The sequence below is a fragment of the Sphingobium sp. Cam5-1 genome (genome assembly GCF_015693305.1).
Lineage (GTDB): Bacteria > Pseudomonadota > Alphaproteobacteria > Sphingomonadales > Sphingomonadaceae > Sphingobium.
This window is the reverse complement of the sequence record NZ_CP065138.1, coordinates 1,338,391-1,353,667: the sequence shown is the minus strand read 5'-3', so window position 1 is coordinate 1,353,667 and position 15,277 is coordinate 1,338,391. Positions and strand designations below refer to the sequence as shown.

The window sequence follows — 15,277 nt, the reverse complement described above, 5'->3', positions numbered from 1 at the left end:
GCGCTCTGCCGTCAGATTTGGTTGCTTTATGCCCGAGCTTCTGACGCCATCCCGGCGCTGTTATGCCGTAACGCCGTCAATACGGTGTCGATGATCGCCGCCGCATCCAGCCGCGCGTCTGCATATTGTAGTTCCGGCTTGTCCTGATCCTGGAAAACATCCGGCAGGCGCAGCGTACGCAGCTTCAGGCCATTGTCGATCAGCCCCAGATCACTCGCCAGCGTCAATACATGCGCGCCCAAGCCCCCAATGGCGCCTTCCTCAATCGTCACGGCGACTTCATGCGTGGTGAGCAGGCGACGGATCATCGCTTCGTCCAATGGCTTGGCGAAGCGCAAATCCGCTACAGTGGTGGATAAGCCTTTCGCTTCCAATGCGTCAGCGGCGCGCAACGCTTCCTCCAGACGGGTGCCGAGCGACAATATGGCGACCTGTCGGCCGTCCCGGACGATTCGTCCCTTGCCGATCTCCAGCTTCTCGGGCGTCGCGGGTAATGGCACGCCCACGCCATTGCCACGTGGATAACGGACGGCGATCGGTCCGCTGTCATGAACGGCGCAGGTGTGGACCATATGGACCAGTTCTGCTTCGTCGGAAGCCGCCATGACGACCATATTGGGGAGCGTGGCGAGATAGGTGATGTCGAAGCTGCCCGCATGGGTCGAACCGTCTGCACCCACCAGCCCGGCCCGATCGATGGCGAAGCGCACCGGGAGATTCTGGATCGCGACATCATGCACGACCTGATCATAAGCGCGCTGGAGAAAGGTCGAATAGATGGCGCAGAAAGGCCGCATGCCCTGTGCCGCAAGCCCGGCAGCGAAGGTTACCGCATGTTGTTCGGCAATCCCCACGTCGAAGGAACGTTCAGGGAAAGCCTCCGCGAACTTGTCGAGACCTGTGCCCGACGGCATGGCAGCGGTAATCGCGCAGATAGTGCTATCGCGCCGGGCTTCGGCGACCAGGGCGTTGGCAAACACCGCAGTATAGCTGGGCGGTCCCGGAGGTGCCTTTGCCTGCGCCCCGGTGATGACGTCGAACTTTTGGACGCCATGATATTTGTCGGCTGCTGCTTCCGCTGGAGCGTAGCCCTTGCCTTTTTGGGTCACGACATGAACGAGGCACGGCCCTTCAGCGGCATCCCGGACATTTTCCAGAACAGGTATCAACTGATCGAGATTATGGCCGTCGATCGGACCGACATAGTAGAAGCCCAGTTCCTCGAACAAGGTGCCACCCATCGCCATGCCGCGCGCAAATTCATCGGTTTTGCGGGCGGCATTGTGGAGAGGGCGGGGCAATTTGCGCGCGAGCCGCTTGGCAAGGTCGCGCAGGCCCAGAAATTCCCGGCTCGATACCAAGCGCGCGAGGTAGGCGGAAAGGCCGCCTACTGGAGGTGCGATCGACATGTCATTGTCGTTCAGGATCACGATCAGCCTGTTTCCGGCCTCACGCGCGTTGTTCATGGCTTCATAGGCCATGCCCGCCGACATGGCGCCATCGCCGATCACGGCTATGCCCTTGCCCGGCTTGCCTGCAAGCTTGCTGGCAACGGCAAAACCCAGTGCCGCGCTGATGGATGTCGAACTGTGAGCAGCGCCGAAGGGGTCATATTCGCTCTCGGCCCGTTTGGTGAAACCCGAAAGGCCGCCGCCCTGGCGAAGGGTCCGGATGCGGTCGCGCCGACCGGTCAGCACCTTGTGCGGATAGCATTGGTGGCCCACATCCCAGACCAGCTTGTCATTGGGCGTGTCGAAAACATAATGGATAGCGGTCGTCAGTTCGACCACTCCCAGCCCTGATCCCAGGTGGCCGCCAGTCACGCCGACGGCAGAAATCACTTCCTGCCGGAGTTCATCGGCAAGCTGAGGCAGTTGCTCGGGCTTGAGCGTGCGCAGATCTGCGGGCCAGGTGACCTGGTCGAGCAGCGGCGTTGTGGGACTGTCATTCATTAAAGGCATAGACTCCCAAGCGCGCTAGGCCGTTCCTGATCAAAGCGCAACGTCTGCGTCACGCCACGCACTTGGCGCAGGTTCCGAGTATCTCGATCACGGGCCGTTCTGCCCGAAATCCTTGATGTTCCGCCACGGCGCGAACGTCGTTCGTCACCACATCATTATCGATATGGGTTGCTTCCTTGCAGTTGCGGCAGACGAGGAAGATGCAATCGTGATGGCAGCCCGGATGGGCGTTAGCGATATAGGCGTTCGCGCTTTCCACGCGCATGGCGATGTTGTTCGCCACGAACAGGTCGAGGATACGATAGACGCTGTTCGGCGCCACTCGCTTTCCCCGAACCTTGGAGACGCTGTCGGCAATGTCATAGGCCGACGTCGGCTTTTCTTCGGCGGCGAGCGCGTCGAATATCGCGGCGCGCATGGGCGTCCACTGCTCGTTCTGAGCTTCCAGCGCGTTGCGGGCTGCGTCGGCCAGGCTTGCGCCAGTCGGTTCGTGATGATGATGGTGTTGGGCCATATGGGTCAATCTATGCGTGGGCGGGTTTGGGGGCAAGGGCGGCCTGTCAGCCGCGCCAATAGGCCCAAGCCGCCCACAACCACCCCGCAATTATCAACGTGCCACCAATAGGCGTCACGGCGCCCAGCCAACGCGGACCTCCCATGGCCATGGCATAGAGGGTGAATGCAAAGATCGCGGCGCCCACCAGAAGCAGCGACGCCGCGCCGCGCGCTTCATGAAACAGCGTCAATGCGGCAACCGCGTGGATCAACTGATATAAGCCGCCAGTTCGCAACCATTCGGCCACCTCGTGGCTGGATGCGCCATGGGCACCGAAAGCGCCAGCAGCGATGGCGAGCGCCGCCGAAAGCGAGGCCAGGACCGGAATCATGTTTTTTCCTCTTCTTCACCCCGAGCCATCAGACGCATTCGCCTGCCGGGCCTGAACATCAGTTCCTTGGCGGCCAGCAACGTCCCTTGCTCGCCCTGGACCGTCAGCCGCTGATCATCATTTTCGCGATATTTGCGCTCAACCTCTTCTATTTCCGCCTGTGGCACGCCCAGCGTGTCCATCGCCTGGATCCCCATGCAAATGGCGGATTCGAAAACTTCGCGGACAACCCCGGCCAGATCCATATCTTTCAATGCGAGCAATTGCCGCCGGTCGAAGGCGCGGACAAGCAGTGCCGCTTGCGGGAATGCCTCGGCGATAGGTTCCAATACGCGGCTGTCCAGCGACGGATCGTCATGGCAGAAAGCGATCAAGCGGGCTTCTTCGGCCCCGGATCGGCGAAGGAGATCGATTCGCGTGCCATCGCCGTAATAGACTTTCATGTCGAACCGGCTCGAAACCTCGATCTGGGCGGGCTTCTTGTCGATCAGAACGACCTCGAACCCGTGCCCCATCAGCATCTGAGCGACAGTTTGTCCGAAACGCCCATAGCCCACGATAATCGCGGTTCCGCGCGTTGCCTCGTCCGGGCCAGCGGGATTTCGCTGTCCTTTCGGCTGCGCGAACTCCAACCTTCGCGCAAAGAGCATGAGAAATGGCGTCGTGGCCATGGAAAAGGTCACAATCGCGCTGAACAGGCTTGCGCCCTGAGGGGCGATCAAAAGGGCGTTTTGCGCTTGGGCGAAAAGAACAAAGCCGAATTCACCGCCCTGGCTGAGCAACAGGCCCGCGCCAATCGCCTGCGTCCATTCCATGCCGAACAGCCGGGCAAGGCCGGTGATCAGCAATGCCTTTGTTATAACCAGCATCGCTGCCATGCCGATGACGAACAAGGGGTTTGCCGCGACGGCATGCAAGTCCAGCACCATGCCGACCGCGAGGAAGAACAGACCCAGCAGGATCGACCGGAATGGTTCTACATCCGCTTCTATCTCATGCCGATAAGGAGAGTCGGCCAACATCACGCCCGCGACGAACGCGCCCAGCGCCGTGGACAGGTGAAGCGCATGCATGAGGGCAGCAGCGGCAAGAACCGTGAACAGTCCGACTGCCACGAACAATTCACGCTCGCCCAACCGTCCCACTAGCTGAAGCAAAGGGCGCAGGATGAAACGCCCAGCGAGTACCAGTCCTGCGATGGCAGCAACCGTATAGCCCGCAAGCTGGATGCCTGGAGGACCGCCAACATCCGCGGGGTTCCGGGACAATGCCGCCACAATGGTGATCAGCGGGACGATCGACAGATCCTGAAAAAGCAGGATCGAAAAGACCTTCTCGCCAAAAGGAGAGTTGATGCGTCCACTGCTTTTAAGGCTGGGCAGAACCTGTGCCGTGGAAGACAGTGCCAAGGGAAGGCCGAGCGCAATAGCGGCGCCCCAGGTGAAGCCGGTCGAAAAATAGATGATCGCGGTCAAAGCCAAACCGCACATCACCACTTGGGCAAGGCCGAGGGCGAAGATATCGCGTTTCAATCGCCAGAGCCGCGCCGGATGCAGTTCAAGGCCGACGAGGAAAAGCAGCAGGACGATGCCAATTTCGGCAATGGCGAGCTTCGATTCCGCCCCGCCTACAAGGCCAAGACCTTGTGGGCCGACCAATGCCCCGGCAACCAGATAGCCCAGCACTGCGCCAAGGCCGAAACGGCGAAACAGCATGACGAACAGCACCGCCGCACCCAGCAGGATTACGCCTTCGGACAGCAGAAGGTCGGTCGCGTTCAAGGGTGCATGCGCCGCCGCAGCAGGGGGAGTAGGCATCAGGCCTCCGCCGCGCGTGCGGCTTCTGCCACCGCCTCAAAACTCAGCCGGATGGAAGCGTGACGCGCCGGATATCCTCGGGCTGGAGCGAGGACGGTCAACCCCGGCCAGAAATTCAGATCATCGCCTTTGCCAGAGAGATACGCAGTCAACTTGTCTCGCGCGGTCTCGAGTTCGGCTGCTGTCAGGCCAATTGCCTGAGCCGACATAAGCGAAGCCGAAGCCTGACCGAGTGCGCAGGCTTTCACGTCCAGACCTAGCTCGACCAGCTTTCCGCCTTCCATTCTTACGTCTGCTGTCACTCGCGATCCGCAAGTGGGCGATCGTTTTTCCACGGTCGCCTGCGGCTGTGCCAGTCGCCGGTGATGCGGTATACTGGCGGCGAGGCGCAATATGTCCTTATTGTAGAGGGGGGCGCTCATGCTTCCCCTTTAGGACAGCTAGGGCGCCTGAGAAAGGCCGCAGATATCATCGGTAGATTATTCGCAGTTTGGCTGCGGTATTGGCGGCATGTCGTCGCGCCGTGGCATGCTGTCAGCCGAGTTCACCCGTCAATCACGTCAAGGTTCCTGGTCTCCATCGGTCGGCTGTGTCGGCACGATCCGCGGCGGCGGCGTAGCGGGGACGGCGGGGGAGGGTGGCGCTTCAGGCTGGCTGATGGGCAGGCGCAACTGATTGGGGCCAATGTTGACCGACACCCCGTCCTCATCCACGCCCAGGCTCATATTGCCCAGGCCCCCTTCCACCGTCACATTCGCGATTGCATTAACAAGGTCGCTATCCTGTTGTTCGGGCGGTGTTTCGACAGGTTCGTTGATGGCTCCGGCCATGAAGTTTCGCCAGATGCGCGCAGGAACGCCGCCGCCTGCCGCGCCGCCGGGGAGCGGGGCATTATCATCATTGCCGATCCAGACGGCCGTCACCAGCCCACCGGCATAACCGACGAAGATCGCGTCACGGCTATCCTGGGTGGTTCCCGTCTTGCCGAACGTGCTGGTGCGAAGTGCCGCTGCGCTGCCCGTTCCCCGGTTTGCGGCTGACGACAACAGATCGCGGATCATTTCAAGCTGGTCCTGGCTGAAGTGACGCTGACGGCTCATCAGGCGGTCGAACCACCCCTGTTCTTCGGGAGGCAGGCCGTGGGCGATGACGGGATAGGCGCCCGCCGCTACGGTGGCATAAGCCTGCGCGAGCTGGATGAGCGGAATTTCGGACGTGCCCAGTGCAAGGCTGAGATCTTCTGTCAGCGGTGCCGTGATGCCCAGGTCGCGCGCCACCTTTATGACAGCGTCGACGCCCACCTTTTGTGTCAATCTGACTGCCGCCACATTGCTCGAGGCCGCGAATGCCTGACGCAAGGTGATGCGGCCGCGATATTTGCCGCCGTGGTTGGCGGGCCGATAGGTGCCGCTGGTGATCGGCGTGTCCTCGATAAAATCCTCCGGCGTCATTCCGGATCGGAATGCAGCCAGATATACGAAGAGCTTGAACGTCGATCCGGGCTGCCGCTTTGCCTGCACGGCCCGGTTGAAGCTGCTCGCGCGATAATTTTTTCCGCCGACCATGGCCACGACGCTGCCGTCGGGCTTCATCGCCACAAGCGCTGCTTCGGCCTGGCCCAGAGGCGCTCGGCGAATTGCGGCTTCGGCCAGGCGCTGGACCCGCCAGTCGAGCGTCGTAGGGATAGTCTGCGCCCCATAAACCGCGCCCGCGCGGTCACGCGCCTCGGGCAGCACCCAGTCGGCGAAATAGGTGCCGGTAGTCGGATCGGGCGTTTCACGCACGTCCAGTCGCGCTGGACGCAGCCCGTTGCGTTCGGCCTTGCTGATATAGCCAGCGTCCACCATCGCCTGCGTCACCAGGGCCGCGCGCTCCCGTGCTCCTTTCAGATTCGTGGTCGGCGCGAGGCGAGAGGGCGCCTTCAGCAATCCCGCGAGCATCGCGGCCTGCGGAATGGTGAGCCGCTCGGGCTGGCGGCTGAAATAGTGCAGCGAAGCCGCGCGCAATCCGTAGACATTGTCACCGAAATAGACGTTCGACAGATAGCGTTCGAAAATCTGATCCTTGGTCAGCCATGCTTCCAGCCAGAAGGCAATCAGCGCCTCCCGCGCTTTTCGTCCGAACGTTCTGTCGCTGGAAAGGAACACGCCCTTGGCAAGCTGCTGGGTGATGGTGCTCCCTCCCTGCGACGAACCGTCCGACCATAGATTGTGCCAGGCGGCTCGTACTATCCCTCGCGGATCAACGCCCCAATGGCTGTAAAAGCGCCGGTCTTCGATCGCCATGAAAGCTTGAGGCACATGTTTGGGCAGATCTGCCATCGAAACGGGGCGATCGATTATCGCGCCGCGCCGGGCGATGAGATGGCCGTCCGCGGACATGAGGCTGACGCTTGGCGGCGCGATCGGTTTTAACGATCGCGAAAGCGGCGCGGTGATTGCCAGCCAGGCGATCACGAGCATCAGTAGTGCGAGCAGTCCAGCGATGATCCATCCTGTCACATGCAGCCGCTTTCGCCATGGGGTGGATGGAGCGAAGGCGCTGGGTGGCCCTGCTCCGAACTCGCGGGGTGGCTGATCGGGCTGAGGCGCGGGCAGGGGATCTTTCATTGGCTCCAGCATGCTGTATTATCAGATTGATACAGTCAATAGCGTCCTGTCTCGGGACACTCTCGGGTTAACCACGATAATGGGTGGCCGAAATGGTGAATCAGGCGTTAACTCGATGCCATGCGAACGCGTCCGCTTATCCTTACGAACGAAGCTGCCCGCCATCCCTTTCGTCAGCGGCTGCCTCGTCACGTCCTGAAGGTGGAGGCCGCTTCGGCACCTACCTCGGACGAGAGTGACTGGAAGCTGTTTGTTCTGAGCTTCTGCGCATTTTTTACGGCTTTCTACAGCTTCATCTATTGATCCGGGGCCATCAGTCGCAGGCTTTATGAAGCGTCCATGCGATCCATGCGCAGGGGAGGCATAGCGCCGCCACCAGCAAAAGCTGGTCTATGACAGACATGCCTGCGATGCTGAGGCCAATTGCAAAAAATGATCCCAGAACCATGGCGCCTGAATTGACGATGTTGTTAGCGGCTACGGTGCGGGCAGCTTCGCACTTTTCGACCGTCGTCGTGAGGAATGCATAAAGCGGCACCACGAACATGCCGCCGAATGTCGCCACACCGAGCAGGCAGGCCGATAGTGCTAGCGCCAGGGGATGGGCAAGAAAGCCCTTGAGCGAAAGCATCGCGCCGCTTCCGTCAGGCGTCCATAGATCACACACAATGTGAAACGCGACGATGCACAGACCCATGCCAATGACGGATGCGGGTGCGTAACGCGCTGATACATGCCCTTGCAGTAGTCGGTTGATCGCGATCGACCCAATCGCGATGCCCACGGAAAAGATCGCCAGGAACAAGCTGGCCACTGACTTGTCCGCCGCCAGCACATTTTTGACGAGCGGCGGGAACTGGATGAACAGGATTGAGCCGACGGCCCAGAACACGCTGATTGCCATGATGGCCAGGTAGAGGCGCCGGATATGCATTGTACCCCGCACCAGCGCGATCGATGACCGGATAATGTGGAAGTCGATCGGCTGCCTTTCCAGCAGCGAGGGCGCGGGTGGCACTTCCCGCCCTGCCACATAGCCGATCGCAGCTGTCACGACGATGCCGATGGCTGCGACCTCCACGGGGATGAGGCCTGCCAGGATCGTTCCGGCAAGGATGGCGATATAAGTTCCAGCCTCTACCAGGCCTGTGCCGCCAAGCACTTCGTCATCATGCAGGTGCTGAGGCAGGATGGCGTATTTGATCGGGCCGAAGAAGGTGGAATGGACGCCCATTGCAAAGAGTGCGCAAAGCAACAGCGGAATGGCTACGCCATGGATCGCTATGCCGCTCCAGATCAGCCCCAGGCCAATGGCGCCAACCAGCATTATGGCGATCTCGGCTGCTTTTACATATCGTATTATGACGGCCTTATCCCGCTGATCGGCGAGTTGGCCGGACAGCGCCGACAGAAGGAAAAATGGCAGGATGAATATGCCCGTCGCTAACGCGCTGAACCAGGTTTCCGACCGTTCGTCATTATAGACGCTGTATACGACGAACAGCACCATCGCATTTTTGAACAGGTTGTCGTTAAAGGCCCCGAGCAATTGAGTGATGAAAAGCGGCAGGAAACGTCGCTTGTTAAGGAGCCTGAGTGAGGCTTGCATAGGCAAGAAGGTCTTCTTCGCTGTGGACGAGCGGAGCGGGGTCTAGCGGCTGCCGCGTCGGCTGTCCAACGCATCCGAATGAGAAGGGATCATGCCCGTCATCACGGCTGCTTGTGCAACGCGGCGGACTGTGGCAGTCCGCCGCCATGCTGACGCTGCCCAATCTGCTGACGCTTTCGCGGATACTGACCGTCCCGTTGCTTGTCGCGTTGCTCTGGCCTGCAGAGGTCGGTGCTCGCTGGACGACCGGCTATGCCTTTGCCTTTGGGCTTTATTGTTTGATGGGCATCACGGACTATTTCGATGGCTATCTGGCGCGAGCCCAGGGGACCGTTTCGAAGCTGGGCATCTTTCTGGATCCCATCGCCGACAAGATCATGGTTGGCGCAGTCATCCTGATGTTGGCCGCCACTCGCGACATCGCGGGTATTCACATCGCTGCCGCCATGATCATTCTGTTGCGTGAAATCGCCGTGTCGGGGCTGCGCGAGTTTCTGGCGGGTCTTCAGGTTTCGGTGCCGGTGTCTCGCCTGGCCAAGTGGAAAACCGCGTTTCAACTGATAGCTCTTGGAGCCCTGATCCTGGCGGGCGCGGTGCCCGCATTTCCCCTGGTTCAGTTGCTGGGTATCGTGACCCTCTGGGCCGCAGCAATACTGACTTTGATCACCGGTTGGGACTATCTGCGGGTCGGTATCAAGCATATGGACTGATGCGTGGTTAAACTTGAAATCCTCTATTTCGCCTGGGTGCGAGAAATCATCGGCTGCGATGGTGAACAGGTCGATAGGCCCGTCGCCGATATGAGTGTCGCAGATTTGATTGCGCAGCTTGCGGAACGGGGAGGCCGCTATGCTGAGGCGTTAGGTGATACGGGACGGCTGCGCGCAGCGTTGGATCAGCACTTTGTGCCGCTCGAAACGGTGATCGGGCAAGCGAAGGAGCTGGCGATCTTTCCGCCGGTCACTGGCGGATGAATCGTGTTTCCATCCAAACGGAGGATTTCGACGTAGGCGCCGAGTTGGCGCTGCTGGAAGCCGCCGGAGGTGGGGGCGTTGCCAGTTTCACGGGGGTCGTGCGCGGCGATAATGCGCTAGTTTCACTCGAACTTCAGCATTATCCGGCGATGACGGCAGCTCAGGTCGAGCGGATAATCGATGAAGCGACCGCGCGTTGGCCGCTTTTGGCCGTGCGCGTGATCCATCGCTTTGGAAAGCTTAAGCCAGGCGAACACATCGTTTTTGTCGGCACGGCATCTCGTCACAGGGCGGCCGCGCTGGAAAGTTGCGCCTTTCTGATCGATTGGCTGAAATCTGATGCGCCCTTCTGGAAGAAGGAGCATTTTGCCGATGGGGCGGCCGCCTGGGTGGAGGCGCGCGTTGAGGATGAGGCGAAGGCGCGCGATTGGACCCGCTGAAGATCAGGCGGCTTCGCTGGATTGCGGCAAATCGGCGGCATCGCGCAGAAGTTCGGCGAGCAGGCGAAACTCCTTTTCCCTCGGACTATTCTTGCGCCAGACCAAAGCAATGTCACGGTGCGACCGGTCGGATCGCAGAGGCCGTACGGCGATCTGCGTATGATCCAATATTCCGCCCGTAATGGCCATTTCCGGCATGATCGTCATACCAAGGCCATTATCGACCATCTGAACCAGTGTATGGAGTGAGGTGCCCATCATCATCGCGCTCGAACGGATTTCGGGACGGTTGCATGCCGCGAGCGCATGGTCCTTCAGGCAGTGCCCGTCTTCCAGTAAAAGCAGCTTCGTCTCATCGATCATGTCAGGCGCCACCCACTCGGGCGGGTCGCGGGGATCGTCTTGAGGGAATGCGACATATAGCCGGTCCTGGAACAGCAGTTCGCTGTCCAACTCCCCGGTGGGAAAGGGCAGGGCAAGGAGGACGCAGTCCACGTTGCCGTGACGAAGTGACTCGATCGCCGTCTGCGTCGTCTCCTCCCGGAGGTAAAGTTTGAGTTCGGGCCTATCCGCTCTCAGGCGGGGGAGCAGGCGAGGTAGTAGGAAAGGCGCGATCGTCGGGATCACGCTCATGCGCAACTCGCCGGTGAGCGGCTTGCCCGAGGCTTCGGCGATAGCCGCAAGTTCCTCCGCTTCGCGCAGAACGCGATGCGCTTTCTCCACGATACGGTCGCCCAGAGCGGTAAAGCGCACCACCCTTCGCGTCCGTTCAACCAGCGTCACGCCGATCAGCGATTCCAGTTCGCGGATACCCGCCGAAAGCGTTGATTGCGTGACATAGCAGCTGTCGGCTGCCCTGCCGAAATGCCCATGCTGCTTCAGCGCAACAAGATATTGCAGCTGTTTCAGCGTGGGCATGTAACTCGACATCGATCGCCTTTCTCGATTAGAAAGCCGAAGATAAGAGCGTCAGCCGATATATCCAAGCCATTTGGCTACGCCGAATAAGGATGTGAGTGTCAGGATTGTACCAACCGCTGTGAATAGCATGCGAGGCGCGACATGACGGGCAAGCATCGCGCCAAAGGGTGCCGCGACTATTCCTCCGAGTAACAGGCCGACGGTGTAGGTCGTGAAGGCCTGCCAGCCCAGATGAAGGATGAAGGTGAGGCTGATCGCCAGCGTTAGAACGAACTCGACGGTGTTGACCGTGCCGATCGTGTGGCGAGGACTGGAGCCTTGGATAAGGAGGTTCGAAGTGACGATCGGGCCCCAGCCGCCGCCGCCCGACGCGTCCATGAAAGCGCCGACCAGGCCAAGCGGCGCCACCCACTTCGGGTCTCGTGGATGAGGTGGCAGATGAAAGCCGCGCCAGATCAGATAAACGCCAATTGCGGTCAGGTAGAGTTGAACGAAAGGCTTGATCACTGATCCGTCGATGTTCGAAAGAATGTAGGCTCCTGTCACGCCGCCAATGACGCCGGGAATGATGAGGCGTGAAAATAGCCGCCAATCCACGTTCCGGTGGGCGATGTGGCTTATGGCCGAGACAGCGGTCGTGAAAGTTTCCGCGGCGTGTACGCTGGCGGATGCCCGGCTGGGCGGCACGCCCAATGCAAGAAGCAGGGTGCTGGAAATCACGCCGTACGCCATTCCCAAAGCCCCATCGATCATTTGGGCTCCGAAACCGATCAGAATAAAGGGTAGAAGTTCGCTGAGATGAGCGAGGATGGGATCGGTCATTCAAAGGCCCCTGTTGATTGTCTACCGCATTGCTTGGTATATCATAGCTCTCCAAGAAACATTCTGTTTTATGGTCAGAAGCCGAAATAGCCACGCATCTGGAAAATGGATTATCGCGGGCCTATGTAGTAGCCTTCGGTTTTCAGGGGCCGCTGCATGCTACGCAATCTTATTGGCTATTTGGACTCGGTCAAATCGCGTGACCCGGCTCCGCGTTCGCGGGCTGAAATTCTCCTGTATCCGGGGGTGTGGGCTCTTGGGTTTCATCGCGTTGCGCACAGGCTCTACGGCCTTCGGCTTTATTTCATGGCGCGCGCGGTCAATCATTTTTCCCGCTTTCTCACCGGCAACGACATCCATCCCGGTGCGCGCATCGGCAAGCGGTTCTTCATTGACCATGGCTTCACGGTGATTGGTGAAACGGCCGAAATCGGTGACGATGTCACTCTTTATCAGAATGTGACACTTGGCGGCACCGATCCCGCGAACGGTATTGCAGGCAAGCGGCACCCGACCCTGGCCGATGGAGTTATCGTTGGATCGGGTGCGCAGGTGCTTGGCCCTGTATATGTGGGCGCTCGCGCGCGCGTGGGTGCTAACGCAGTGGTCACGAAAAATGTGCCCGATGGCGCAACCATGGTCGGTATTCCGGCTCGGCAAATGGTTGTCGATGTCACCGCTTATCAGCGCGAATTCCTGCCCTATGGCACCCCTTGTAGTGATTGCCATGATCCGGAAAAATATAAGCTGGAACAGCTTCAGCGGGAAATCGAGCAGTTGCAGAAGCGTGTGGCAGAGTTGCTACAGCAGCGGCAGGAAGGGGCTCATGAACCCCCTGATGATGATATCCCCTTGTTTCAGGAGCGTGGTCGCGCCTGATGAGCAATGTGACCCCGTTCCCATCTCCAGCTAATCTGGCGGGGCAGACGGGGTTCGACCGATTGGAATTGCAGCGCATCATGGATCTTTACGGCCGGATGGTGTCGGCTGGGCATTGGCGTGACTATGCGATTGATCTTGGCCATGACGCAGCTGTTTTTTCTGCCTTTCGGCGGGCCGCCGAACGCCCGGAATATCGCATCGAGAAGCGGCCTTCGCTCCGTCACCGGCAAGGAATGTGGGCGCTGATCGGGGAGGCCGGGGGCATCCTTAAGCGAGGGACTGAACTTCAGGGCATTCTTGCGCCCGTCGAACGCAGATTGCTTAAGATTGTGCGGGATTAGCGCTGTTTCTGATTGCGAGCGTCCGATATCGCGAAGACCAAAGGTGGCAGCCGATAGGCGGTGCCAGAGCTAATGACGAATAAGGCCGATTGATGACTTTGCCGAAGCTGCTTGAAGATCGTTTATCCCTGCCGCTGATAGCGTCTCCGATGTTTATCGTTTCGCGGCCCGCGCTTGTGATCGCGCAATGTCGCGCTGGCATCGTGGGCTCATTTCCTTCGCTCAACGCACGGCCTTCAGGCGTGTTCGAAGAGTGGCTTCAACTTCTCCGCCGGGAGTTGACTGAGGATGACGCGCCCTTCGCGGTCAACCTTATCGTTCACAAGACGAATGCCCGGTTGGAGGAGGACCTGGCTCTCTGCGTGAAATATCGCGTCCCGATCGTGATTACCTCGCTGGGCGCTCGTGCCGACGTCAACGAAGCGGTCCACAGTTACGGTGGCCTTGTGTTCCACGATGTCATCAACAACATGTTCGCGAGGAAGGCGATCGAAAAGGGGGCAGACGGCCTGATTGCGGTTGCCGCGGGGGCAGGGGGCCATGCTGGCACATTGTCGCCGTTCGCGCTGGTGGAAGAAATCCGCGCATGGTTTGACGGCCCTTTGATCCTGTCCGGTGCGATCTCAACCGGCCGCTCCATTGCCGCTGCCCGCATGATGGGGGCTGATCTGGCCTATATCGGCTCTGCTTTCATCGCGACGGAAGAAGCGAACGCCGACCCAAAATATAAGCAAATGATCGTAGACAGTAGCGCGGCCGACATCGTCTATTCAGATCACTTCACCGGCGTTCATGGCAATTACCTGAGACCGAGCATTACAGCAGCCGGGCTGGACCCCGACAAGCTGGCGAATGCCGCCGGCATGGATATCGCCGCTATGGCGGAGGATGAGAAAAAGGCCTGGCGCGACATTTGGGGGGCGGGCCAAGGCATAGGCGCGGTCGAGAAAATTCAGCCCGCCGCTTCATTCATAGAGCAATTAAGGGCGCAGTATGTTGCTGCCATTGCATCCTTCCACTCAAAGGAAGGCGCGTAGTTCTGCAAGGAATGCCTCAAACTGGTCGTGGTGCAACCAGTGGCCGGCTTCACCAAATTCCACCAGTCGCGCATCACGGAAGTGCGCTGCCCTGCCGTCATTCACCGGATTCGACGCCCAACTGTCCAGACCCAAGCAAAGGAGTACGGGGCAGTGAATCCGCGACCAGAACTGCGGTAGATCATCCCCAACCATGTCTTGCGGCGGTGTTTGGCGAAGATATGGATCGAACTTCCAATCATAGCTGCCATCTTCATTTCGGTTCACGCCATGAACCGTCAGATGCAGCGCTTGTTCTCCTGACAGGTGATCGTTCCGTTCCCGCATGCGCGCGACTGCCGCTTCGAGCGTGGGATAGTGACGCGGCTGCTTGCGAGCGCTCGCGCGGCGCTGCTCGATCCATTCGCGCCAGCGATCGGGTGCGGGATGGGTTGCCTTGTCCTTAAGCCTCTCCGGGGAAAGGCCCAGCCCCTCGATCGCGACCAGGCGGTCGACGCGCTCCGGGAAGAGGCCTGCATAGCGTAAGGCGATAGATCCGCCCAATGAATGGCCCACCAGAACAACCTTGTCCCGTCCCACCTGCTCCACAAGCTGGGCGAGGTCGTAGACGAAGTCCGCCGTCAAATAGGTGCCCTCGGTAGACCAGGCGCTGTCGCCATGGCCCCGAAGATCAGGCGCCACGACATGGAAGTCCCGCGCAAGTGCCCGGGCCGTCCAATCCCAACTACGCGCATGATCCAGTGCGCCATGCAACAGGATCAATGTGGGAGCGGCGCGGTTTCCCCAATCGACATAATGCAGGCGACTACGCAGTGAAGTGAAGAAATGCGATGTCGGGCTTAGGGTGGCGACGCTGTCCGGACATTCGCCAAGCGGACTGGCAAAATTTGGGGTGATATTCATGTCCTCGGGCGCACTCCGCGTTTCTGGACGGCCAGCATCATAACTTAGTCATTATAACAGCATTTTTGAGAATA

17 protein-coding genes are annotated in these 15,277 nt (G+C 59.8%); 7 read left to right on the top strand and 10 right to left on the bottom strand.

The window, feature by feature from the left end:
• Nucleotides 1–26 precede the first annotated feature (26 nt).
• The 6 genes from dxs to IZV00_RS06815 form a co-directional block, all read right to left on the bottom strand.
• Entirely contained in the window at nt 27–1,961 is a 1,935-nt protein-coding gene (gene dxs, locus IZV00_RS06840) for a 1-deoxy-D-xylulose-5-phosphate synthase (protein WP_230463323.1), read from the bottom strand.
• A 49-nt stretch (nt 1,962–2,010) separates the two neighbouring features.
• Nucleotides 2,011–2,475 (bottom strand): Fur family transcriptional regulator, encoded by a 465-nt coding sequence (locus IZV00_RS06835; protein WP_196226368.1) that lies wholly within the window; start codon nt 2,473–2,475, stop codon nt 2,011–2,013.
• 46 nt (nt 2,476–2,521) lie between these two features.
• Nucleotides 2,522–2,848 (bottom strand): DUF423 domain-containing protein, encoded by a 327-nt coding sequence (locus IZV00_RS06830; RefSeq protein WP_196226367.1) that lies wholly within the window; start codon nt 2,846–2,848, stop codon nt 2,522–2,524.
• Nucleotides 2,845–4,665, bottom strand: coding sequence for a cation:proton antiporter domain-containing protein (locus tag IZV00_RS06825; RefSeq protein ID WP_196226366.1), 1,821 nt, complete (start codon nt 4,663–4,665; stop codon nt 2,845–2,847). Before IZV00_RS06825 ends, IZV00_RS06830 begins: the two co-directional genes overlap by 4 nt.
• On the bottom strand, nt 4,665–5,087 hold the full coding sequence (locus tag IZV00_RS06820; RefSeq protein WP_196226365.1) for an iron-sulfur cluster assembly scaffold protein: 423 nt from the start codon (nt 5,085–5,087) through the stop codon (nt 4,665–4,667). Before IZV00_RS06820 ends, IZV00_RS06825 begins: the two co-directional genes overlap by 1 nt.
• 138 nt (nt 5,088–5,225) lie before the next feature.
• Nucleotides 5,226–7,286 carry a transglycosylase domain-containing protein gene (locus tag IZV00_RS06815; RefSeq protein ID WP_196226364.1) on the bottom strand — a complete coding sequence of 687 codons (2,061 nt, stop codon included), beginning with the start codon at nt 7,284–7,286 and terminating at the stop codon, nt 5,226–5,228.
• Nucleotides 7,287–7,394: 108 nt separating this feature from the next.
• On the opposite strand from IZV00_RS06815, the gene IZV00_RS06810 reads away from it, so the two are divergent.
• Nucleotides 7,395–7,577 carry a hypothetical protein gene (locus IZV00_RS06810; protein ID WP_196226363.1) on the top strand — a complete coding sequence of 61 codons (183 nt, stop codon included), beginning with the start codon at nt 7,395–7,397 and terminating at the stop codon, nt 7,575–7,577.
• Between the two features lie 10 nt (nt 7,578–7,587).
• Here the strand turns inward: IZV00_RS06810 and IZV00_RS06805 are convergent, their stop codons facing one another.
• Entirely contained in the window at nt 7,588–8,883 is a 1,296-nt protein-coding gene (locus tag IZV00_RS06805; RefSeq protein ID WP_196226544.1) for an MFS transporter, read from the bottom strand.
• Between the two features lie 146 nt (nt 8,884–9,029).
• Between IZV00_RS06805 and pgsA the strand changes: the two genes are divergently transcribed.
• Genes pgsA through IZV00_RS06790 form a run of 3 tightly spaced genes read left to right on the top strand, consistent with a single transcriptional unit; the run spans nt 9,030 to nt 10,297 of the window.
• Nucleotides 9,030–9,593, top strand: coding sequence for a CDP-diacylglycerol--glycerol-3-phosphate 3-phosphatidyltransferase (pgsA, locus tag IZV00_RS06800; RefSeq protein ID WP_196226543.1), 564 nt, complete (start codon nt 9,030–9,032; stop codon nt 9,591–9,593).
• Nucleotides 9,594–9,596: 3 nt separating this feature from the next.
• Nucleotides 9,597–9,857 (top strand): MoaD/ThiS family protein, encoded by a 261-nt coding sequence (locus IZV00_RS06795; RefSeq protein ID WP_196226362.1) that lies wholly within the window; start codon nt 9,597–9,599, stop codon nt 9,855–9,857.
• A complete protein-coding gene (locus IZV00_RS06790) occupies nt 9,854–10,297 on the top strand; it encodes a molybdenum cofactor biosynthesis protein MoaE (RefSeq protein WP_196226361.1) in 444 nt (147 codons plus the stop codon). Before IZV00_RS06795 ends, IZV00_RS06790 begins: the two co-directional genes overlap by 4 nt.
• A 3-nt stretch (nt 10,298–10,300) precedes the next feature.
• Here IZV00_RS06790 and IZV00_RS06785 read toward each other — a convergent pair whose 3' ends face one another.
• A complete protein-coding gene (locus IZV00_RS06785) occupies nt 10,301–11,227 on the bottom strand; it encodes a hydrogen peroxide-inducible genes activator (protein WP_196226360.1) in 927 nt (308 codons plus the stop codon).
• 39 nt (nt 11,228–11,266) lie between these two features.
• On the bottom strand, nt 11,267–12,040 hold the full coding sequence (locus IZV00_RS06780) for a sulfite exporter TauE/SafE family protein (protein WP_196226359.1): 774 nt from the start codon (nt 12,038–12,040) through the stop codon (nt 11,267–11,269).
• Between the two features lie 156 nt (nt 12,041–12,196).
• Here IZV00_RS06780 and epsC point away from each other — a divergent pair, with 156 nt between their 5' ends.
• The 3 genes from epsC to IZV00_RS06765 all read left to right on the top strand — a co-directional run bounded on the left by epsC (nt 12,197) and on the right by IZV00_RS06765 (nt 14,300).
• On the top strand, nt 12,197–12,919 hold the full coding sequence (gene epsC, locus IZV00_RS06775) for a serine O-acetyltransferase EpsC (protein WP_196226358.1): 723 nt from the start codon (nt 12,197–12,199) through the stop codon (nt 12,917–12,919).
• The gene (locus IZV00_RS06770; RefSeq protein ID WP_196226357.1) at nt 12,919–13,263 is read left to right on the top strand and encodes a DUF2794 domain-containing protein; all 345 of its coding nucleotides are present in this window, start codon (nt 12,919–12,921) and stop codon (nt 13,261–13,263) included. The genes epsC and IZV00_RS06770 overlap by 1 nt, the downstream gene beginning before the upstream one ends.
• Before the next feature lie 92 nt (nt 13,264–13,355).
• Nucleotides 13,356–14,300: an NAD(P)H-dependent flavin oxidoreductase gene (locus IZV00_RS06765; protein ID WP_196226356.1), complete on the top strand. Its 945-nt coding sequence runs from the start codon at nt 13,356–13,358 to the stop codon at nt 14,298–14,300.
• Here the strand turns inward: IZV00_RS06765 and IZV00_RS06760 are convergent.
• Nucleotides 14,283–15,203: an alpha/beta fold hydrolase gene (locus tag IZV00_RS06760; RefSeq protein ID WP_196226355.1), complete on the bottom strand. Its 921-nt coding sequence runs from the start codon at nt 15,201–15,203 to the stop codon at nt 14,283–14,285. The genes IZV00_RS06765 and IZV00_RS06760 overlap by 18 nt on opposite strands.
• Nucleotides 15,204–15,277 lie beyond the last annotated feature (74 nt).